The sequence below is a fragment of the Pseudomonas rubra genome, from assembly GCF_028656935.1.
Classification (GTDB): Bacteria; Pseudomonadota; Gammaproteobacteria; order Pseudomonadales; family Pseudomonadaceae; genus Aquipseudomonas; species Aquipseudomonas rubra.
In genome coordinates, this window is record NZ_JAMDGZ010000027.1 from 18,971 (window position 1) to 40,268 (window position 21,298).

The 21,298-nt window shown below is 60.1% G+C and carries 25 protein-coding genes; 24 read left to right on the forward strand and 1 reads right to left on the reverse strand.

All coding sequences use genetic code 11. The features are described from left to right. Window positions 1–28 precede the first annotated feature (28 nt). Both M5G17_RS13490 and M5G17_RS13495 read left to right on the forward strand, forming a co-directional pair. Entirely contained in the window at window positions 29–772 is a 744-nt protein-coding gene (locus M5G17_RS13490; protein ID WP_123565785.1) for a LexA family transcriptional regulator, read from the forward strand. Between the two features lie 472 nt (window positions 773–1,244). Then, the gene (locus M5G17_RS13495; RefSeq protein ID WP_273893409.1) at window positions 1,245–2,264 is read left to right on the forward strand and encodes a colicin-like pore-forming protein; all 1,020 of its coding nucleotides are present in this window, start codon (window positions 1,245–1,247) and stop codon (window positions 2,262–2,264) included. Window positions 2,265–2,271: 7 nt separating this feature from the next. Here M5G17_RS13495 and M5G17_RS13500 read toward each other — a convergent pair whose 3' ends face one another. Continuing rightward, window positions 2,272–2,604, reverse strand: a complete 333-nt coding sequence (locus tag M5G17_RS13500) for a colicin E1 family microcin immunity protein (RefSeq protein WP_273893410.1) — start codon at window positions 2,602–2,604, stop codon at window positions 2,272–2,274. A gap of 197 nt (window positions 2,605–2,801) precedes the next feature. Between M5G17_RS13500 and M5G17_RS13505 the strand changes: the two genes are divergently transcribed. The 22 genes from M5G17_RS13505 (at window position 2,802) to recA (ending at window position 21,294) form a co-directional block, all read left to right on the forward strand. Next, on the forward strand, window positions 2,802–3,149 hold the full coding sequence (locus M5G17_RS13505) for a phage holin family protein (protein ID WP_273893411.1): 348 nt from the start codon (window positions 2,802–2,804) through the stop codon (window positions 3,147–3,149). Window positions 3,150–3,327: 178 nt separating this feature from the next. After that, window positions 3,328–3,876 (forward strand): hypothetical protein, encoded by a 549-nt coding sequence (locus M5G17_RS13510; protein WP_273893412.1) that lies wholly within the window; start codon window positions 3,328–3,330, stop codon window positions 3,874–3,876. Between the two features lie 121 nt (window positions 3,877–3,997). Further along, window positions 3,998–4,516: a hypothetical protein gene (locus M5G17_RS13515; RefSeq protein WP_273893414.1), complete on the forward strand. Its 519-nt coding sequence runs from the start codon at window positions 3,998–4,000 to the stop codon at window positions 4,514–4,516. Next, a complete protein-coding gene (locus tag M5G17_RS13520) occupies window positions 4,513–5,073 on the forward strand; it encodes a phage baseplate assembly protein V (RefSeq protein WP_273893415.1) in 561 nt (186 codons plus the stop codon). The genes M5G17_RS13515 and M5G17_RS13520 overlap by 4 nt, the downstream gene beginning before the upstream one ends. Window positions 5,074–5,118: 45 nt before the next feature. Then, entirely contained in the window at window positions 5,119–5,445 is a 327-nt protein-coding gene (locus M5G17_RS13525) for a GPW/gp25 family protein (RefSeq protein WP_273893416.1), read from the forward strand. Continuing rightward, window positions 5,442–6,323, forward strand: a complete 882-nt coding sequence (locus M5G17_RS13530) for a baseplate assembly protein (protein WP_273893417.1) — start codon at window positions 5,442–5,444, stop codon at window positions 6,321–6,323. The genes M5G17_RS13525 and M5G17_RS13530 overlap by 4 nt, the downstream gene beginning before the upstream one ends. 1 nt (window position 6,324) lies before the next feature. Next, window positions 6,325–6,930, forward strand: coding sequence for a phage tail protein I (locus M5G17_RS13535; RefSeq protein WP_273893418.1), 606 nt, complete (start codon window positions 6,325–6,327; stop codon window positions 6,928–6,930). Continuing rightward, complete coding sequence (locus M5G17_RS13540) at window positions 6,927–9,215, forward strand: phage tail protein (protein WP_273893419.1); 2,289 nt, start codon at window positions 6,927–6,929, stop codon at window positions 9,213–9,215. The genes M5G17_RS13535 and M5G17_RS13540 overlap by 4 nt, the downstream gene beginning before the upstream one ends. 11 nt (window positions 9,216–9,226) lie before the next feature. Continuing rightward, the gene (locus tag M5G17_RS13545) at window positions 9,227–9,703 is read left to right on the forward strand and encodes a tail fiber assembly protein (protein WP_273893421.1); all 477 of its coding nucleotides are present in this window, start codon (window positions 9,227–9,229) and stop codon (window positions 9,701–9,703) included. Window positions 9,704–9,793: 90 nt separating this feature from the next. After that, window positions 9,794–10,960, forward strand: coding sequence for a phage tail sheath family protein (locus M5G17_RS13550; RefSeq protein ID WP_273893422.1), 1,167 nt, complete (start codon window positions 9,794–9,796; stop codon window positions 10,958–10,960). A 12-nt stretch (window positions 10,961–10,972) separates the two neighbouring features. Then, window positions 10,973–11,482, forward strand: coding sequence for a phage major tail tube protein (locus tag M5G17_RS13555; RefSeq protein ID WP_038996697.1), 510 nt, complete (start codon window positions 10,973–10,975; stop codon window positions 11,480–11,482). Window positions 11,483–11,491: 9 nt separating this feature from the next. Next, a complete protein-coding gene (locus tag M5G17_RS13560) occupies window positions 11,492–11,794 on the forward strand; it encodes a phage tail assembly protein (RefSeq protein WP_273893423.1) in 303 nt (100 codons plus the stop codon). A 140-nt stretch (window positions 11,795–11,934) separates the two neighbouring features. Further along, window positions 11,935–14,358, forward strand: coding sequence for a hypothetical protein (locus M5G17_RS13565; RefSeq protein ID WP_273893424.1), 2,424 nt, complete (start codon window positions 11,935–11,937; stop codon window positions 14,356–14,358). A 9-nt stretch (window positions 14,359–14,367) separates the two neighbouring features. Further along, complete coding sequence (locus M5G17_RS13570; protein WP_273893425.1) at window positions 14,368–15,213, forward strand: phage tail protein; 846 nt, start codon at window positions 14,368–14,370, stop codon at window positions 15,211–15,213. Beyond that, window positions 15,188–15,394, forward strand: a complete 207-nt coding sequence (locus tag M5G17_RS13575) for a tail protein X (protein ID WP_273893426.1) — start codon at window positions 15,188–15,190, stop codon at window positions 15,392–15,394. The genes M5G17_RS13570 and M5G17_RS13575 overlap by 26 nt, the downstream gene beginning before the upstream one ends. A gap of 68 nt (window positions 15,395–15,462) precedes the next feature. Next, window positions 15,463–16,515 (forward strand): phage late control D family protein, encoded by a 1,053-nt coding sequence (locus M5G17_RS13580; protein ID WP_273893427.1) that lies wholly within the window; start codon window positions 15,463–15,465, stop codon window positions 16,513–16,515. 23 nt (window positions 16,516–16,538) lie between these two features. Beyond that, window positions 16,539–17,084 (forward strand): glycoside hydrolase family 19 protein, encoded by a 546-nt coding sequence (locus M5G17_RS13585; RefSeq protein WP_273893428.1) that lies wholly within the window; start codon window positions 16,539–16,541, stop codon window positions 17,082–17,084. Next, window positions 17,081–17,581 carry a lysis system spanin subunit gene (locus M5G17_RS13590; RefSeq protein ID WP_273893429.1) on the forward strand — a complete coding sequence of 167 codons (501 nt, stop codon included), beginning with the start codon at window positions 17,081–17,083 and terminating at the stop codon, window positions 17,579–17,581. The genes M5G17_RS13585 and M5G17_RS13590 overlap by 4 nt, the downstream gene beginning before the upstream one ends. A gap of 106 nt (window positions 17,582–17,687) precedes the next feature. Next, window positions 17,688–18,989: a colicin-like pore-forming protein gene (locus M5G17_RS13595; RefSeq protein WP_273893430.1), complete on the forward strand. Its 1,302-nt coding sequence runs from the start codon at window positions 17,688–17,690 to the stop codon at window positions 18,987–18,989. A 4-nt stretch (window positions 18,990–18,993) separates the two neighbouring features. Next, entirely contained in the window at window positions 18,994–19,626 is a 633-nt protein-coding gene (locus tag M5G17_RS13600) for a hypothetical protein (protein WP_273893431.1), read from the forward strand. Window positions 19,627–19,640: 14 nt separating this feature from the next. Next, window positions 19,641–20,123, forward strand: coding sequence for a CinA family protein (locus M5G17_RS13605; protein WP_273893432.1), 483 nt, complete (start codon window positions 19,641–19,643; stop codon window positions 20,121–20,123). Window positions 20,124–20,226: 103 nt separating this feature from the next. Beyond that, complete coding sequence (gene recA, locus M5G17_RS13610; protein WP_273893433.1) at window positions 20,227–21,294, forward strand: recombinase RecA; 1,068 nt, start codon at window positions 20,227–20,229, stop codon at window positions 21,292–21,294. Window positions 21,295–21,298 lie beyond the last annotated feature (4 nt).

Genomic DNA, 21,298 nt, shown 5'->3' on the forward strand with positions numbered 1-21,298 from the left:
TTTGCATTCTGTTACAGGCCCCGGCATTATGCATTTTATGCAAAAACGCAACGTAGCATCCGTCCTCAGAGCACTGCTCGATCGCCACGGTCTCTCCCCCACGGAGTTGCACCGGCGTACTGGCGTGCCGCAATCCACCCTGTCGCGCATTCTCAGCGAGAAGATCGTCGACCCGTCGGATAAGCATGTGTCGAAAATCGCCGAGTATTTCGGCGTGAGCACCGACCAACTGCGCGGTCGAGTCGAGCTGGGTGACAGCCGCGAAGCCGCGCCTGCGCGCAGCCACGCCGAGTTGAACGATATCAGTCTGTGGGATGACGACACACCCGTCGAGGACGACGAGGTGTCCATTCCATTTCTTCGCGAGGTCGAGTTGGCAGCAGGATCAGGAAGATTCGTAATCGAAGAAAGCGAGAAGGCCAGCCTGCGTTTCGGCAAGCGTAGCCTGCGCCACAACGGCGTGCAGTTCGACCAGGCCAAGTGCGTGACAGTGCGTGGCAACAGCATGTTGCCGGTGTTGCGTGACGGCGCCACGGTGGGTGTCAACGCCGGCAAGAGCGGTATCGGCGACATTGTCGACGGCGACCTGTACGCCATCAACCACAATGGCCAACTGCGGGTGAAGCAGCTGTATCGCCTGCCCACCGGCATTCGCCTGCGCAGCTTCAACCGCGACGAGCACCCGGATGAAGACTACAGCTTCCAACAGATGCAGGAAGAGCAGATCAGCATCCTCGGGCACGTGTTCTGGTGGGGCATGTACGCCCGCTGAGTAGTCCGACTCCTCAGAAAACCCGCTTCGGCGGGTTTTTTTTCGCCTGCAGAAAAGCGATCCAGCCCAGGCAGGGCAAGGCCTACATGCGCAGGTGCATTTTCTCATGCATAAATATTTCCATAAATGCATTGACTGCATATGCATCAATGCATAATCTCTGTCTCAAGCCGGTCGACACCGGTAGCGACAAAGGCAGCGATGAACAGGCCTGAACTGTTCAGAGGGTTGGCAACTGGCCCGGGTGTGCAGCGTAAAGCACCACAAGCAGTTATCCGGCGGGCAGGTGGCCGCGGTCGGAGGAACAATTTGAAGCGGAGTCGCCCTGCGCACCAGTCGTGGCGGGCGGTTCGACAACGCATTACTGAAAAGCCTGGGGAGGCCGGGCTTTTTGGAATGCCGAGTGATCGGTTTTGCAGTGAACGCTGTTGGCAAGAGGCCGAGCAGCGTCAATTCTGAAAGGGAGTTTTACATGGCACTAGAACTGGCAACGACCATCATCTACGGTGATGGATCTGTTGAATTTATCAGTCTCAATCCTGGCCAGGTCCGGGGCAGTATTCTGGGTAACTACCCAATGGGCAACCCGATGCTGGGTGCTGTCATTGGCATCGAAAATGACTACAAAGCGGCGCACGCCAACCTGGAAATCAACCTGCAGAAAGAATTGGACGTGTTGTCCAGCCAGTTTCCACCGCTGACAGATACTGCAGCGATTGCCGGGCTGCAAAGGCAGGTGGCGGTGATCAATTCGCTGATGGTTCGCAAGAACAGTGAACTGCAGACCGAGTTGAAGGCGGTCAAAAGCAGCCGCAGCATTGGCAAGCTGATGGCTACTTACAACGCAAAACTGCTTAATGAACAGGTCGCTAGCCTGTTGGCGCGGGTAGGCAAACTGGATGCCGAGATCACTCGGCAGCAACAGGCGAATGACGCCAAGGCCGAAGTTGATTACAAGGCCGCGGTAAAATTCACCGCAGACTTTTACAAAGAGCTGACATCGAAAGTAGGTGGGCAGTTGGCAACTGAGGCGCAAGCCTTGGCGGCGGGCGTCCAGGGCAAGCGTATTGGCAATGCCAAGGAGGCCATGGCCGCGTATGAACAATACAAAGATGCGTTGAACAAAAAATTCAGTGCCAAGGATCGAGAGGCCATTGCCAAGGCGTTGGACTCGCTGAACAAAGAGCAACTGGCGAAAAACCTGGAACAGTTCAGCAAGGCGTTCGGCTATGTGGGTAAAGCCATGGATTACGCTGACCTGTTGGTCGAGATCAAAAAAGGCTACGCGACAGGAGAGTGGGGTAGCACCTTTTTGAAGATCGAAACGCTGTTGGCTGGCAATGCCGCAGGTGCACTGCTTGCGTTTGCATTCGGTGTGGCGGCGTCGACGGTCATGGGGGCTATTGCATTCGCCATGATCATGGCAGTGACCAGCGCCTATATTGATGAGGCGCGGGTCAAGAAGTTCAACGATGCGCTGCTTGCGCTCTGAAGTGACGCTACCGTTTCGTCAGTAGATAGACACAGTAGGTGCCACCCAGCGGAATCGCTGTTGCCATGCACAGCAGATAAAAAAGCGCATAGAGGCCGTTTTTACCTGGGGTCTCGACAAAAAGGCCGCGGTTCCAGAATGCTGAAGAAGAGAACTTCAAAGCGCTCTGTTCAATCAACTTTCTCGAAAATGGGAACAACAACAGACTCGCACTGGAAAGCAGCAAGTAAATCAGGTTTTCCCGGGTTGAGAATGAATTGTCGTACCACCAGATTGCTGTGCCTATCGCAAACAGGCTCAGTGCGAGCAAGAGGTTTTTAACATAGTAGTTTTTTTCCATAGCGTCCGCTGTGGTTCGAGATATCTGGGGTCGTCATTGAAGCCTGGCGAATCGCTATTGGCATCGCTGGCCTCTGGGCGTGTCCTTGCAGACGCGTGTCGACGGGTGAACTTTACCTTTTTTTACCTCGCAGAGGTGATCGATACAAAAACGCCGCTGGCACGTTGCCAAGCGGACTTATCCAAGGAGACAGGACAGTGACGAACGAACAACAGACGTTACTGGAAATGCCGATCTGGCTGGTGATCGTCCTGGCGTTGCTGGGCGGCGTATCCGGCGAGATGTGGCGGGCGGACAAGGCAGGAGCCCGTGGTTGGGCGCTGTTTCGGCGCCTGGTGTTGCGTTCGGGGGCCTGTATGGTCTGCGGCGTGTCCACGGTGATGCTGCTGTACGCCAGCGGCATGTCGATCTGGAGCGCCAGCGCTTTTGGTTGCCTGACCGCCATGGCCGGTGCCGATGTCGCCATCGGACTTTATGAACGCTGGGCGGCGAAGCGCTTGGGTGTTGAGCCTGCGAGCGGGGCAAAGGGCGAGAGTGAGAGCTGAGCGTTCAGCATCCGCATACGTCAGCCCGGTGAAGAGGGGTAAACGGATCATCTTCGTCGTCGACCCGAACGGCTGTTTCTGAGGTAATCAGGACGCCTATTACTGAAACTGTTCCATGTTAGGGTGACGGAGGCCCAAGGATGGTGGGCATCTTTTTTGCGGAAAAAGTGAAGGGTGTATGTCTGATTCTTGGCTGTCGTTGTTTCGTGAAAAAACTGTCTACGAGCAAATCAGGGTTCTGCTAGGGATGGCAGGCGTATTTTTGTTGATGGGGCTCGCCTTCCTGCTTTTTGTTCAATCATTTGACGAGCAAGGGGATGAGGCAGCAGCTCTGTTCGAAGGGCAGATTACAAGTGCGCCCTCCACGCTGCGCCAAGACAGTTCAATTGTGTATTTTCAGGTTCGACTGACTGAAGCGAACTTCCGTCCCTCGTCCAGACAGGTTGTTTATGTCGCGAAAGAACTCTACCAGGAAGCCGGCCTGACGCCCGGCGCGAGGGTGGATGTTTATGCGAGTGGTGGGGGGGATGAACTGAAGATACACAAAGTTTTGAACACTGACGGGCGTGTTGTCTTTGATGAGCAGTTTGAACGTCAGATCACTTCAATCAAGAATGACGAGCTGCTTCGCTATTTTTCCTTCTTTATGATTTTGACGCTTGTCTGCTGCAGCAGTGCCGGTGTGCTCTGGTTTCGCCATACCCGTTTGATACAGGCTGGACGATAACTGCCAGGCACTCCATTAGGAGCCTTAACAACAGCGTCAATGAACCCGTCTCAGGACGGGTTTATTTTTGCCTTTTTTCTGCCACAAGAGCCTCTGCGAGCTCCAGGATACAGGACTGATCATGAGTGAACTGAACCGCTTGCACGAGGCGATCAGCGCGACTATCAAGGCCGCCTTGCCTCAGTTTGAAACCGTCGAGGCCTACGTATCGGCGGACCACACTACAGTGCTGCCAGCACTGTTTCACTCCATTACCGGCTTGAAGCCGGGAGACGACCCTGGCGATGGTCGTGTGCGTGTCATCGCGACCTTCGACGCGCGTATTTTCGTTGCCTCCGCTAGCCAGCATGCAGCCTTGGAGGCAGTCACGCTGGCCAGTCAGGTGACTGTGCTGTTGCGTAAACAGTTCTGGGCTCAGGACTTTGTCGACGAAGCGCAGGCGGTTCAGGCACGGCCTGTTCAAGCGCCAGCGGACGCGGTAGTGCCGCACAGTTGGACAGTGCAGTGGGAGCAGGCCCTGTACCTGGGGGAACGGCAGTGGCCATGGCCCGATGAACCGGGTCCGCTGGCCTTCGCCTTCAGCCCTGACACCGGCCCGAGCTTTGAAGCCGATTACCAGACGTCGGAGGACCTGCAATGAGCTACGCCAGTGCCATGCACGATCGCATGCTCGCCGGCCTAGTGATTCCCTGTCGAGTGGTGGCCGTAGACCTTGCCGCCGCCCGGGTGCGGGTGTCCGATGGCGCCGGCTGGACCAGCGCCTGGTTGCGCTGGCACAGCCAGGCCGCTGGTAAGGCCCGCCACTGGCGGGCACCGAGCCTGGGTGAGCAGGGTGTTTTGCTCAGCCCCAGTGGCGAGCCGGCCCAGGGTACGTTCATACCTGGCCTGTACGGCAATGCCGGCGACCCGCCGGACAACCGCGAGCATGTCGAGGTCTGGCGCTTCGACGATGGCGGCTCGCTGGTCTATGACTGGCAGGGCCGCAGTTACAGCATCGAGCTGCCCAGCGGTACCGTCAGCATCAAGGTCGGCGGCAGCTCGGCAGTGGTAACCGATCAAGCCATCACCGCCAACGCTGCGAGCATCACCCTGACCGGCGAGGTGCAGATCAACGGCCCGCTGCGGGTAACCGGCGACATTCTCGGTGGCGCCAAGATCATCGATACCGGTGGCAACACCGCCAACCACAAACACTGAACCCAGCCCGCCCACTGCGGGCTTTTTTACGCCTGGAGAACATCAATGATCGGCATGGATCGCCGGAGCGGCCAGCCGTTATCCGGCCTTGCACATTTACGCCAGTCCATCGAAGACATCCTCACCACGCCACTGGGCAGCCGACGCATGCGTCCGGAATACGGCAGCAAGCTGCGCCGCTTTGTCGACCTGCCGGTCAACGAAGGCTGGAAAAGCGCGGTACAGGCGGAGGTGGCGCGCGCCCTGGGGCGTTGGGAGCCACGTTTGAAGCTGGAGCGGGTCAGGGTAACGGCAGTGGTTGGCGGGCAGATTACCTTGCAACTCACCGGGCAATACCTGAACGCCAGCCAGACCCTGGAGGTGACGGCATGAGTAGTGTGGATCTATCGGCGTTGCCCGCGCCGCAGGTACTGGAAGACCTCGATTTCGAGGCCATCTACCAGGCTGACCTGGCGACCTTCCGGTCGCATATGGGCGACAACTGGGACGCTGCTGTCGAAAGCGACCCGGTGAACAAACTGCTGGAAGTCGGCGCTTACCGCAAGCTGCTCAACCGTGCGCGGGTCAACGATGCCGCCAAGGCACTGTTGCTGGCCTATGCGCAAGGTGCCGACCTGGATCAACTGGCCGCCAATGTGCAACTGCAGCGGCTGGTGGTGCAGGCTCAAGACACCAGCAGCGTACCGCCCACCCCGCAGGTGCTGGAGGAAGACGATGCGCTGCGCGAGCGGGTGCAACTGGTTTATGAAGGGTTGACCACGGCCGGCCCGCGCAACAGCTACATCCTGCATGCCCGTAACGCGTCCGGCCAAGTGGCCGATGCGACGGCCGAAAGCCCGTCGCCGGCCGAGGTGGTGGTGACCGTGCTGACGCTCGAAAGCGTTGGCGACGCCGGACCGCAACTGCTGGAGACCGTGCGACGCAAGCTCAATGACGATGACGTGCGCCCGGTGGGCGATCGTTTGACGGTGCAAGGTGCGCAGATCCTGCGCTACCGCATCGACGCAGTGGTGCACATGAGCGGCAGCGGTCCGGAGATCGAGGCGACGCTTGCCGAGTGCAAACGCCGCCTGCAAGCCTGGATCAATCCGCGCCGGCGCCTGGGTGTTGAAGTGGCCCGCTCGGGCGTGGATGCCCAGTTGCATATCAACGGCGTCAGCCGCGTCGACCTGAACAACTGGACCGACATTCGCCCGACCCAGGCACAAGCGGCCTGGTGTGAAGGGATCAGCGTAACGCGGGGGAGCTGACATGGACAGTCTGCTCCCGCTCAACAGCACTGATCTGGAACTGGCCATCGAGGCGGCCGGATGTGAAACCACCGAAGTACCGCTACGGACGCTGTACAACCCCGACACGTGCCCTGCGCACCTGTTGCATCAACTGGCCTGGGCCTGGTCAGTGGACCGCTGGGATGAAACCTGGCCAGAGGCAATCAAGCGTTCGGTCATTCGCTCGGCATTCTACGTACATGCGCACAAAGGGACCATTGGTGCGCTGCGCCGGGTGGTGGAACCGCTGGGTTACCTGATCGAAGTAAAAGAGTGGTGGCAAACGGCGCCGCAAGGCGTGCCGGGCACTTTTGCGCTGCAGGTCGGGGTACTGGAGAACGGAATCTCCGAAGAAATGTACCTGGAGCTGACCCGGCTTATCGATGACGCCAAGCCGGTTAGCCGCCATCTGATCGGGCTTGCGATCACGCTCGCCACCACCGGACATTTGCGCTTGGCGATGAGCGTGTCCGAAGGCGATGAAATTGACGTGTTCCCTCCAGCGTCCCTCGACATTGAAGTCAAGGGCGGCTTCGGCCCTGTAGGTCGAACACACCACATCGAAACTCTGGACGTTTATTTATGACTGATCAAAACAGCCAGTTCTTTGCCATCCTCACGGCGGTAGGTGAGGCCAAACAGGCCAACGCCGATGCCTTGGGTGTGCCTTGGACCTTTATGCAAATGGGCGTAGGTGATGCCAACGGCACTGAGCCTACGCCGTCTAGAACCCAGACCCGACTGATCAACGAGCGTCGCCGCGCGCCGCTCAACCAGCTCAAGGTTGACCCTGCCAACGCAAGCATCGTGATTGCCGAACAGGTTATCCCTCCGGATGTCGGCGGCTGGTGGATTCGGGAAATTGGCCTTTACGATGCCGAGGGTGACCTGGTAGCCGTTGCCAACTGTGCACCGAGTTTCAAACCACTGCTCAACCAGGGCACCGGCAAGACCCAGGTCGTGCGGATGAACTTCATTGTCACCAGCGCGGCTAACGTGACCTTGAAGATTGACCCGGCGGTGGTGTTGGCAACGCGCGAGTTTGTAGAGCTGCGGCTGTCCGAGGAAATCGGCAAGCTTGATAGTAAAAACAGTGTGCGCGCTGCAACCACAGGCCCGATCGATCTGGGTGGTTTGCCGGTACTGGATGGTATTGCAATCCGTGCAGGGGACCGGGTGCTGGTCAAGGATCAGGTGCAGGCCAGGGAGAATGGCATCTACATCGCCAATGTGGGGTTATGGCAGCGGGCTGCGGATGCGGACAGCATTGCCGACGTTACGCCAGGCCTGACCGTTACCGTTGAACAAGGCACAAAGCTTGCGGATACGCAGTGGAAACTGGTCAGTGATGGTCCACTGGTGTTGGGTGTGGACCCGCTGGTGTTCGAGAACGTTGCCGCTGGCTACAACGGAATCGCGCCTCGCAACGTCAGTGGCCCGATCAGTGCTGCTGAAGCCGGAAAGCTGATCTATTTCTACGGAACTACCGTCGGACAGACTCTAACGTTGCCAAGTGCAACTGATCTGCCGACGGGCGGGAAGCTCAACCTGCAGAGCATGGCCGGCGTGCCTGTGGAGATCAGCGCGTATGGCACGCAGAAAATCTGGGTAGGGGGCAGCACACTCTCGAGTGTGACGATGTATCCCTGCACTGAGCTGGAACTGGTTCGTGTCAGTGGTACGGAGTGGTTCGCCCAGGGGACCGGTACATTGCACCGCTTGAACAGCATGCCGACCCTACCCGCTGGCGCCCAGGATGGGCGTTTGGCGAGCGCCGGATTTGTCCAGCAGGAACTGGCCAATGAACGCGGTACTGCGGCTCCATTGATGGATGGTGTAGCTACGGTTGGAGTGTCAGCGAAAAAAGCCCGAGAGGATCATCGGCACCCTGTTGATTCCAGCAGAGCTCCTGTGGACTCGCCTAACTTTACCGGAATGCCCAAGGCCCCTACGGCGGGAGTCACTGCCACCGGAAACCAGATAGCTACGCTGGATTTTGTCCGACGGCAGTTGACAGATCTGGTCGGGTCTTCGCCCGCTGCGCTCGATACGCTCAACGAGTTGGCTGCTGCACTGGGTAATGATCCGAATTTTGCTGCGACAATGACCAATCATTTGTCGCTCAAGGCACCGCTCGAGTCGCCAGCCCTGACAGGTGTTCCAACGTGCAAGACAGCACCGGTTTTTTCCACTGATACGCATATTGCGAACACCGACTGGGTAACGCGTCGTGGTGTCCAGTACAGCAACTTCTTTTCGTTTACAGGCGTTGTCAGTGGAACCATTGCCCATGTAGGTGGCGTTGCGCACTTCTGGCATGCGGCGTCTGCTCCAACCGCCAACGCGTATAGCCTGCCCAACTCGATAACCAACAAGATCCCTCGGGGTGCGACGATCAGGGTGCAGAATTGGGGCGTCTACAACATGACGCTCGACCGGCAGGGCGTCGATCTGATGCAGGAAAACATCGACGGTGCGTGGACTGCTACCACCCGCATCATTCCACCCGACTCTTATGTGGATTGCTTGTATGTGGACGATAATTGCTGGCTTCTCACTGGCACGGGAGTTATGGGCAAAACCCGCCCCTTCCAGGCGTCGTTGGCTACGAACGGTTTCCAGAAGCTCCCGTCGGGGCTCATCATGCAATGGAATCGAGTCACTGTGGTACAGCAGCAAACGGTGACGTTTGCGCTGCCCATTGTTTTTCCAAATGCATTTCTCGCTTGTACAGCCATCAAAGGTTACGCGATTGGCGCTGCTGAGTATTCGTTGGGTGCTGATGGAACGGTAAGCAGTATCAGTATTACAAACACCGGCCCAAACGTTGGTATGAACCAAGGCAGTATGTATATCGCAATTGGCTATTGAAAGGAGTCCCCATGAATACTGAAGGGCTTGCAAGTGCACCCTCCGCATCAATCGAGAACATGTACTACTCACCGTCGGTCAACGGCTTTTATGTACAGTCGATTCATGGTGCTTCTGTGCCTGATGACGTGCGGCCAATTGACTATGAGACGTATCTGTCATTGTTTGAAGGACAGAGTCGATCAGGCAAGCGAATCATGCCCGACGATCAAGGTAATCCGGTTTTGATGGCTCAGGAACCACCTACTCTGGAGCAACGCAAAGCGTCTGCCTTGAGTTGGCGCGCCAATCAGTTGGCTGAGACGGATGGCCTGGTCGCCCGTCATCGAGACGAGCTTGAGACAGGTGGCACAACGTTGGATACCGTGCAGTATCAGACGCTTCAGATCTACCGCAAAGCCCTGCGCGACTGGCCACAGTCCGAGCGTTTTCCCGACAGTGAGTTTCGGCCCACTCCACCCACCTGGCTCAGCACCCAAACCCAATAAAGCCCCGCACCGCCGGGGCTTTTTCTTACCCGCAACAAACCCTCTGAAGGCCCCGCACCGCGGGGCTTTTGCATTTCTGGAGACTTACTCATGAGTGGATTTTTCCACGGCGTTACCGTCACCAACGTCGACACTGGTGCACGCACCATTGCGTTGCCTTCTTCCTCGATCATCGGCCTGGTCGATACCTTCACTCCCGGGCCTACCGCCAGTGCCAAGGCCAACGACCTGGTGCTGATCACCAGCGAGCGTGAAGCGGTTGCCGCGTTCGGCGCCGATGCGGCGATCACCCGGGCCTGCCAGGCCATCTACAGCCGTGCCAAAGCGGTCATCGTTGCCTGCGGCGTAGCCAAGCTCGACGAAGAGGCGGCGCAGACTTCGGCAATCATCGGCGGTGTGCTGGCCGATGGCAAACGCACCGGCCTGCAGGCGCTGCTCGACGGCAAGAGCCGTTTCAACGCCCAGCCGCGCCTGCTGGTCACGCCCAAGCACAGTTCCACCCTGGCCGTTGGTACCGCCCTGGTGGCCCTGGCTGACAAGCTGCGTGGCCTGGCCATCATCGATGGCCCGAATACCACCGACGAGGCGGCCATCGCCTACGCCGACAACTTTGGCGCCAAGCGTGCCTACCTGATCGACCCGGGCGTGCAGTACTGGGACACCGGCAAAAGCGCAACCCTCGATGCCCCGGCATCGGCCTGGGTGGCTGGCCTGTTCGCCTGGACCGACAGCGAGTACGGCTTCTGGGCCTCGCCATCGAACAAGGAATTCGTTGGCATCACCGGCACCAGCCGCTCGATCGAGTACCTGGATGGCGATGCCACTTGCCGGGCCAACCTGCTCAACAACGCCAACATCACCACCGTGATTCGCGATGACGGCTATCGCCTGTGGGGCAACCGCACCCTGAGCAGCGACCCCAAGTGGGCTTTCGTCACCCGCGTGCGGACCATGGACATCGTCATGGACGCCATCCTCTACGGCCACAAGTGGGCCGTGGACCGTTCGATCACCGCGACCTACGTCAAGGATGTCACCGAAGGCCTGCAGGCGTTCATGCGTGATCTCAAGGCCCAGGGCGCAATCATCAATTTCGAAGTGTTCGCCGACCCCGAGCTGAACACCGCCAGCCAGCTGGAGCAGGGCAAGGTCTACTGGAACATCCGTTTCACCGACGTGCCGCCCGCCGAGAACCCGAATTTCCGTGTCGAAGTCACCAACCAGTGGTTGACCGAAGTCCTCGACCAAGCCGTTTAAGGAGCAACAACCATGGCAATGATTCCCGAAACCCTGGCCAACCTGAACCTGTTCGTCGATGGCGTCAGCTTTCAAGGTGACGTCCCCAGCCTGACCCTGCCCAAACTCACCCTGAAGATGGAGGAACACCGTGCCGGCGGCATGGACATGGCGATCGAAATCGATCAGGGCATGGAGAAGCAGGAAGCCGGCTTCGTCACCACCGGCGTGCGCCGCGAGTCGCTGAAGTTCTTCGGCCTGGCTGACGGCTCGGCATTCAACGGCACCTTCCGCGGTGCCTTCAAAGGCCTCAAAGGCAAAATCACCCCGGTCATCGTCACCCTGCGCGGGGCGCTCAAAGAGGTCGACATGGGCGACTGGAAACCGGGCGACAAGGCCGAGATCAAGCACAACGTCGCCGTGACCTACTACAAGCTCGAAGTCGACGGCCGCCTGGTCTACGAAATCGACCCGCTGGGCATGAAGCGCGTCATCAACGGCGTCGACCAGCTCGCCGCTCAACGTTCGGCCCTGGGCCTTTAAGGAGCTCCCATGCAGCAAGCAAACAAGACACCGAGCTGGCTGGCGGTGAGCGCCGAGCGCGTCGTCGTGACCTTGAGCAAACCCTGCCAGGCCAATGGCGTTCAAGTCGACAGTCTGGCGCTGCGCGCGCCGACCGTGCGCGATATCCGTACTGCGCAGTCACAAGCCAGTGGCGATGACGAGCAGCGGGAGCTGAACCTCTTCGCCTCCCTGGCCGAAGTCGGGATCAAGGATCTCGAGGAACTGCCGCTCAAGGATTACGGCCGCTTGCAGGCGGGCTATTTTCGTCTGGTGCAAGACGACGAGCTTTGATCCCAGGCTGCAGAAGGCGGCGGCAAAGCGGCTCGCCAAAGAGCTGAACTTTACCGCCGCCCAGATCATGACCATGTCGTACAGCGACATGGTCTGGTGGCTCACGGATTGAGCGTATAGCCATGCAAAAGGGGGATCAGATGGCGAGCAAACTGGCGCAAGCGCAGGTGATTGGTGCCATCGTCAAGCCGACGCTAGGAGTGGTTTTCAAGGCGGTCCTGGAGCGAATCAACATTTTCAAACAGGCCGATCAGAACACTCTTGGCAAGACCCAGAGGCCGCGCGAGGAACAGCACGGGACAGGTTCAGATGAATTGGCTTCGACTGATGATTCGGCAGCGGGGCAGGACGCTAAGGTGCCAACGCAGTCGAACAGCAGCAACCCGTTGGTGGTAAAAATTGCGGGCCTTGATGTGCTGTCACTGGGCTTGATGAAGTTGGTCTTAGGGTTGAAGTCAGGCGCAGGCCAGGCTGAAGCTCGCCCGGGTGGGTCCAGCAAGGCACAGCCAGGTCTTGGCCTGGCCCCATCGGGCAGCAATACAACACAAGCAGCAGTGCCGGAAGTTGATTGGCTTTCCCTGGGCGCGATGACAATGGCCCTTGGCAAACAAGTGGGCAAGGTTCGCCCAGGTAAAGCGAGCAAGGCTCACGCAAAGGCGCGTTCAGGCGGGCCTGAGCAACGTTCCGCAGCCAAGAAAGAAACCCAACCCACCGGGTCTGGAAGTGCGCACCAGCCGCCTGCAGAGCAACCTCCTCGCACTGAAACATCGCACGACCCGTCAGCGAAACCGGACGATGCTGCTGAGCGGTGGGGTAAGCGTCTTGATTATCTGGAGGCGGGATACGATATTTTCAGTATCTATACCAGTGACCAGTCACCTGAAGAAAAGGCCAAGAGTTATGGTGAAACCCTGGGCAAGCTCGCAGGGGCACGGTTCGGGGGCTGGGTTGGAGGCAGACTCGGTGGGCCGACCGGGGCTGTATTCGGCGAACGGGGCGGCGAACTGATTGGCGAATGGGGCGGCGGTTTGGCGGGCGAAGGCTTGGGTACGTATCTGGGAAAACGCCGGATGAGTGACCCGGAAGCATCAGCTCCAGCTTCAAGGCTTGCAACAGGCCAGGCCGAAGCTCGTCCGGGTGCGTCCAACAAGGCACTGCCAGGTCCTGGTCTGGCCCCATCGGGCAGCAATACAACACAAGCAGCAGTGCCGGAAGTTGATTGGCTTTCCCTGGGCGCGATGACAATGGCCCTTGGCAAACAAGTGGGCAAGGTTCGCCCAGGTAAAGCGAGCAAGGCTCACGCAAAGGCGCGTTCAGGCGAGCCTGAGCAACGTTCCGCAGCCAAGAAAGAAACCCAACCCACCGGGTCTGGAAGTGCGCACCAGCTGCCTGCAGAGCAACCTCCTCGCACTGAAGCATCGCACGACCCGTCAGCGAAACCGGACGATGCTGCTGAGCGGTGGGGTAAGCGTCTTGATTATCTGGAGGCGGGATACGATATTTTCAGTACCTATACCAGTGACCAGTCACCTGAAGAAAAGGCCAAGAGTTATGGTGAAACCCTGGGCAAGCTCGCAGGGGCACGGTTCGGGGGCTGGGTTGGAGGCAGACTCGGTGGGCCGACCGGGGCTGTATTCGGCGAACGGGGCGGCGAACTGATTGGCGAATGGGGCGGCGGTTTGGCGGGCGAAGGCTTGGGTACGTATCTGGGAAAACGCCGGATGAGTGACCCTGAGGCACCAGCGCCAGCTTCAAGGCCTGCTCAGGCGCTGCCACCGATATCCTTGTTGCGCAAGGACAGTGGCAATGTCACGGCGGATGGACCGATGCCGGTGCTGACGAGGCTGTCATCTGTGCCGTCGCCAATACCAGGGGCCGGCCCTTTGCCAAGTGCATCCTCGGGGCAGCCTGCGCATGACGGTTTGAGTGGCTGGATGGCGAAGCGCTGGTTTGCTCCCCCAGCAGACACGTGCAAACCATGCCCCAGCGAGCTGGGCAAAACCACACCCGCCGTAGGCCAAGCACCGACTAGAGCTGATGAGGACGACAAACTCATGAAGTTTGTCAGCGCATCAGTGACCGGGGCATTGCTTGGGTCGGCGCCAGGCGTGCCTGTTCTGCTGCCAAGCCGGGAGTTTGGCGCATGGGTGGGGGGGCATCTCGCAGGTACGCTTGACAGCAAACAGGCCGGATCGCTCGCCACCCCCGCCCAGGACAGGGGACAGGCCCCGTCAGCCGCCCGGCAACCCTTGAGCTTGCAGCGTTCCAAGGATGACGCTGGCATTGCCGTCGGGCGAATCGGCAACACTGTTCGTGGGATGGAGCCTGCGGCAGACCAGCCAGGCGTGCTTTCCATGGCACCCGGGATGGAACAGCCTGGCGCCAGCCAACAGCCGCAGCTAGTTCAGCAAATCACCTTTTCACCCACCATCACGGTTCAGGGCGGGATGAGCGATCCCTTGCAGCTTGCCCAGCAAGTCGGTGCCATTGTCCGGCGGGAGTTCGAGGATCTGCTCCGTCAATCCACCAGCCGTCAGCTGTACGACGTTCCTCATGTTGCTTAAGGAGGTGCCATGACCTACATGGATCAGTTGCAATCAGGGCTTGGCGCCCTGGTGGCGGCGGGTGAGGCAGGGCGGCGCAGCGCTGATGAAATGCTGGCGCCGGTCAAGGATGCCGCCGCCGAGTTCATCGGTGCCGCCGCCGAACTAGAGGCGTTGCCCTTTGTCGGGCCTGCCATTGGTGCCAAGCTGCAGCGTAGCTTGCGGGCGATCAACAAGGCTCAGTCCAGCGTCGACCAGGCGCTGGCTAAGTACGATCGGGCCGTGGCGGTGGTGGCGCAGGTACGTGACGGCGTCGCCACGGTGAAGGCCCAGGTCGGCCGGGTCAGCGCCGCGATCAATCGGTTGGCGGGCAAGATCAGTCCGTCCCTGGCCAATATCCTGCCGACCAGCAGCTTTGCCCCTGAAGTAACGCCGGCGGCAGAAGCGGTCAAGCCGTTCCCGCATTTGCTGATTCTGCAGCCGCTCAAAGCCCAGTCACCGGCCTATTACTTCAACCTCGATACCGCAGCATTCGATGAACTGCGTCGGCAGACCAGTTTTCGCTGGGCGGGCCAGGAGCGTCTGACCCGCAGCACTGCGCAACAGGCAGTGGGTCTGGGTGATGAGAAGATCAGCATCAAGGGCGCGATTTTCCCTGGCTTCAAGGGCGGGCTTGGCCAGTTGCAGGCGTTGCGCAGCATCGGCCGGCAACTGCAACCCTTGACCCTGACCAGTGGTTACGGCGAGGTGTTGGGCACCTGGTGCCTGACCGGCGTCGATGAAGACCAGAGCAATCTGCTGGCCGGGGGCATCCCGCGAAAACAAGGTTTCTCACTGGAGTTTGTGAGCTATGGCGACGACCTGCAGAACCGCTGAGGGCGACGTGCTCGACACCTTGTGTCAGCACTACTACGGCCACCTGAACGGCACCGTCGAGGCCGTGTTGGCAGCCAATCAAGGCCTGGCCGAGCAACCGCAACCGTTTTGCTCCGGGGTATTGATCCTGCTGCCGGAGCTGCCGACAACGAGCGATGCCACGGTGCAACTGTGGGATTGATGCCTGTCGTTAACTGTGATGACCAGGCCCCGCCGTGTGCGGGGCCTTTCTTTTCTGGAGCCTGAACCATGCAGCCAGTGTTTCGCCTCGTTGCCGATGGCAAGGACATTACCGAACTGATCAACGATCGCTTGCTGTCATTGCGTACCTCGGACAAGCCTGGAATGGACTCCGACGAGTTCGAGTTGCGCATTGACGATCGCGACGGCGCCGTGACCCTGCCTGCCAGAGGGGCTCTGATCGAAGTGCACCTGGGCTACGCCGGCCAGGTCTTGACGCGCCTGGGGCGCTATACCGTGGATGAGATCGAATTGTCCGGTCCGCCCGACAGTATCGTCATCCGTGGCAAAGCCAGCGACATGCGTGGTACTGGCAAGAGTATCCGCAGCGGTAGCTGGGAGGACGTGCCACTGCAGCAGATCGTGAGGGACATTGCCGCGCGCAACGGCTGGCAGCCGGTCTGTCCGGTGAGCACACGGGTGCTACGGGTCGATCAGTTCAACGAGTCGGACTTCAACTTCATTACCCGCCTGGCCAGGCAGTACGACTGTACGGCCAAGGTCGGTGACGGCAAGTTGCTGGTGCTGTCGCGTCAGGCCGGGCGCAGCGCCAGTGGGCAGGCCCTGGGGGTCGTTACCCTAAACCGCAGCGATGTGAGCCGCTGGCAGATTCGCTTGGCCGACAAAGGCACGCACAAGGCTGTGCAAACCCGGCATCAGGATCCCAAAAGCGGCGGGCTGAAGATTATCGACCTGGCCAATGACGACTCGCCGGCCGGGTTGCAGCCGGTGCACAGCGACCGTCATCTCTACCCCAACAAAGCTGCTGCCGAGCAGGCTGCCAAGGCGCGCCTGGCGGCGTTCAACCGCAGCACTGCCAGCGTGCGGCTGGAAATGGCCGGACGCACCGATCTGTTTGCCGAGCGCCTGATTCTTGCCCAGGGCTTCAAGGACGGCCTGGACGGTGAGTACCTGATCGAGTCGGTCGAGCACAGTTTCAGCGCCAGTGGCTGGGGAACGACGGTCGACTGCAACGGTGGCAGCCAAGGCAAAGCCAGAGCCAAAGGCAAGAAAGCCAAAAGCAGGCCGGGCCTGAAGACGATTCAGCTGCACCCCATTTGAACCCCAAGGATGAGGAACCTTACATGACGCTGGAGCAACTTGCTGCCGTGTTCCCCAACGCCCGCCTGAATGCGGGCGTTTTTCTACCGGCCTTGAACCTGGCCATGGCCCGCTGGGACATCGATACCCCACGGCGCATGGCAGCCTTTCTCGCCCAGATCGGCCACGAATCTGGTCAGTTGCGCTATGTCAAGGAGCTGGGCAATGACCGCTACCTGGCGCGCTACGACACCGGCAGCCTGGCCTTGCGTTTGGGCAACACCCCCGAAGCGGACGGTGATGGCCAGTTGTATTGCGGCCGCGGCCTGATCCAGGTGACCGGGCGCAACAACTACCGGGCTTGCAGCATGGCCCTGTTCGGTGACGAGCGTTTGCTCAAGCTGCCACAACTGCTCGAACAACCGCAATGGGCGGCCGAGTCGGCGGCCTGGTTCTGGCACTCGCGCGGCCTCAACCAACTGGCCGACCTGGACGAGTTCAACCGCATCACCCGGCATATCAATGGGGGGCTCAACGGCCTTGAAGACCGCCTGAAACTCTGGGCGCGGGCCCGCGAGGTGCTGTGTTGAGCCGCCTGCAACGGGGCGCCGTTGCACTGCTGATGTTGCTGGCCTGTGCGCTGACCTGGCAGGTCCAGGGCTGGCGCATGGGGAAAAAGCTGGCAGAGCAAGCGCAACAGCACGAGCAGGAGTGGTTGGCACAGGCCGAAGCCGCTGCCGCGCAACTGGTCGCCGAACGCCTGCAACGCCAAGGACTGGCGCAGCAACTGGCGGTCAGTGAGCAACGACATTATCAGGAGCTACTCGATGCCCAACAGACTCAGGCACGCCTGCGTGATCGCCTGGCTACTGCTGACGTGCGGCTGTCAGTCCTGGTCGAGCGCGACGCCGCCGGTTGTTCCGGCCTGCCCGCCGCCCCCGGCACCAGCGGCCTGGATCATGGCCCCGTACGCGCCCGACTTGACCCGGCGCATGCTCGACGAATTGTCGCCATCACCGACGACGGTGACCGTGGACTGATCGCCTTGCGTGCTTGCCAGGCCTACGTGCGCGGGCTGATGCCCTGAGCGTCGGGGCCGCGCAAAAGATTTCCTGTTTCAACCAACCACATGAGGACGGCCAGCACGGCTGTGTCCTCGCTATCAATTGATTCAACAAAAAAGGACTTTAAACATGGCTGAAAAAAATATCATCGTCGACCGTGGCATTCCCCCGAGCGGCAATAGCGGCGGCGCCGCAGGTGGCAATGTCTTCGGCGGCTTCTGGGGCGGCGGCGACATGAGTAGCGTGGTCGGTTCGGTGACGGTGTCGATCGATGGCGTCAGCAGGCCCAGCGGCCCAAGTTTTAACGCGGCGGCGGTGTTCAACTCCACGATCGTCGAATCGGTGCTGTCAGGGGATGGCTGGCCGAGTATCGAGGCGTACTACGACCTGGGCATGAGTGTCTGGGGCATTCTGCCCTACCAGATCCTCGAGGTACGTGACGAGGTCCGCGACAACTTCTTGCGCAAGGAACGCGCCCTACCGGCCACCCTTGACGCCGAACAGCGCGCCGCCGAAGCCGCTGCCGGCAGCAATGCGGCCCTGAGTCCGGGGCAGCGCCTGGAACGCTCCATCGGCATCGTCAAAGCCATGATGGCCAAGCGCGACGAGTTGATCAAATTCAATCGTCTGCGCCTGTCCACGTCGCCGGGCAGTGAGGTGCTCGAACGCAATATCGACAAAATGGTCGCCGAATTGAAAAAACTCGATGACGAGCAGATTCCGCCCGCCATCGACCAGGTCCTGGATATGCTGAGCGCAGGCTTGAGCCTGCACGGCGACCTGAGTGCAAACGCGATGCTCCAGGAGAAACTCGACAAGCTGCAGGCCCAAGCCCGGGAAGTGGCGGAGCAGGAGGCATACAAAAGCGCAGTGAGTTTTGCCAGCGATGTCGGCAAAGAGGTCGCCAGCCGCTTCGGTACGCAGATGGCCAAGGCTGCCGACGAACTGAAGAAGGATATCGCCGGCAAGACGGTCAAGAGCTACGACCAGGCCATGCAGGCGTTTGAAAAGCTTGCGCGCAACCCGGGCTTCAAGATGAACCAGAAGGACACTGCCGCCATCGTTCAGGCCCTCAATGCCCTGGATGTGGCAACCTATGCCGACAACGCCATGCGCTTGGGCAAAGCGTTTGGTGTAACGGGCAAGGCTGTGCAGGCAACGACCCTGGCGCAGAAGGCGGCCAGTGGTTTCAGCACCGGTGAATGGAAGCCGTTCTTTCTGGAGCTGGAAAGCATTGCCGTGGGCGCTCTGGTAGGCGCTGCCGCCGGCGCCGTACTGGGTGCAGGCCTGGCGCTGGTGCTGGCACCTGGTTTGGCCGCAGGTGCAGGTATCATTGCCACCGGGGTGATTCTGGCTGCCGTGTCGTCCTACATCGACGCCCAGGCAATGGAGTCGTTCAACCAGATGGTGCTCAATGCAGTAGCATCCTGAAAAGATGGGCTGGGGGGAGCCGCCGTGCTGCTGCCCCTGGCCCGGCTCAATGGACGCAGTGAATATGAATGTGATGAAAGCCGACCCGCAGCAGGGTGCCCACCTGCATATCCCGTACCTGTTGATTGGCGTGAGCCTGGCGCCGATCATCCTGCTTGCCTGGCTGGTACCGGCCGCGGCAGATCAGGGCTTTTACGCCGAACTTGAGCGGTTTCTCGATGATTGCCTGTTCGGCCGGGTGGGCGTCTGGTCATCGATGTTCCCCCTGACAGCCAAGGCGATCGGCAATTACGTTGCCGTGGCCGCGCCGCTTTTTTCCTTGTGGATTACTGTCTGCATCATGCGGCGATCGTTGCTGCGGCCGGGGCCACCGGCGCAGGTGGCACTGGGCAGATATGCATTGATTGCCGCAGGCTGTGTGCTGCTGGATGCTTTTCTGATCTACCAGAATTTTTTTACCTTCACCGACTTTGCCGCTCACTCGAGAAAGTTCCGCTTTTTTGGCCTGAGCGTGGTGTTCTTTCCGTTTATCGCGATGGTGTCCCTGTTGGCGCTCTACGTGATGACATTCTTCAGCTACAACCTGCTGTTGCGCTTCCCTCGCGAGGTGCTGGCGCAGCGCAGGCAGCGGCATTGACCAAGGAGCTTGGCATGGACCCGATCACTGCACTTTCCGCCCGACTGGGGGAGCATCTGCGCCGTTTCAATGCCCAGGTGACCACTGCCGAGTCCTGCACCGGCGGCGGCATTGCCGAGGCCATCACGCGGGTCCCGGGCAGCTCGGCCTGGTTCGAGGCCGGTTACGTGACCTATTCCAACCGCCAGAAGACCCGTCAGTTGGCGGTGCCCGAAGCGTTGTTCGCGCAGGTCGGGGCCGTCAGCCAGGACGTGGTCGAGGCCATGGTGCGGGGCGCCCAGGCCGCCAGCGGCGCGCGTTTTGCCGTAGCGGTCAGCGGCGTGGCCGGGCCCGATGGCGGTTCGCCGGCAAAACCGGTGGGCACCGTTTGGCTGGCCTGGGCCGATGGCAGCCACGTCAGCAGCGAGCGCCGGCACTTCGACGGTGACCGTGACGCGGTGCGCCGACAAACGGTAATCGCCGCGCTAGAGGGCTTGTTACAGCTTGGAGCAGAGTAAATCGCACATCGGGGGTAGGCGCGAAGAAAACCCTGTGGAATAATACTGGCTACTTATACAGGTGTTCTGGCCGTCAGGCCCTATCGATTACGTGAGGACTTCAATGGACGACAACAAGAAGCGCGCCTTGGCTGCGGCCCTGGGGCAAATCGAGCGTCAATTCGGTAAAGGCGCGGTCATGCGCATGGGCGACCACGAGCGCCAGACAATTCCGGCCATTTCCACCGGCTCCCTGGGCCTGGACATCGCCCTGGGCATTGGCGGTCTGCCAAAAGGCCGTATCGTCGAAATCTACGGCCCGGAGTCGTCCGGTAAAACCACCCTGACCCTGTCGGTGATCGCCCAGGCACAAAAAGCAGGCGCTACCTGTGCCTTCGTCGACGCCGAGCACGCTCTGGACCCGGAATACGCCGGCAAGCTGGGCGTCAATGTCGACGACCTGCTGGTCTCGCAGCCGGACACCGGCGAGCAGGCCCTGGAAATCACCGACATGCTGGTGCGTTCCAACGCGGTTGACGTGATCATTATCGACTCCGTGGCGGCCCTGGTACCCAAGGCCGAGATCGAAGGCGAAATGGGCGACATGCACGTGGGCCTGCAGGCTCGCCTGATGTCCCAGGCGCTGCGTAAAATCACCGGTAACATCAAGAACGCCAACTGCCTGGTGATCTTCATCAACCAGATCCGCATGAAGATCGGCGTGATGTTCGGCAGCCCGGAAACCACCACCGGTGGTAACGCGCTGAAGTTCTACGCGTCGGTCCGTCTCGACATCCGCCGTACCGGCGCGGTGAAGGACGGCGACGAAGTGGTCGGCAGCGAAACCCGGGTCAAGATCGTCAAGAACAAGGTGGCTCCGCCATTCCGTCAGGCTGAATTCCAGATCCTCTACGGCAAGGGCATCTACCGCAACGGCGAGATCATCGACCTGGGCGTACTGCACGGTTTCCTGGAAAAATCCGGTGCCTGGTACAGCTACCAGGGCAGCAAGATCGGCCAAGGCAAGGCCAATTCGGCCAAGTTCCTCCAGGAAAACCCGGAAATCGCCGCGACCCTCGAGAAGCAGATCCGCGACAAGCTGCTTAATGCCGGTGCTGTTGAAGCCGCTGGCAAAGCCGCAGTAGCCGATGCCGAGCCGGAAGACCTGGCTGACGCTAACGCTGACTATTGATTGA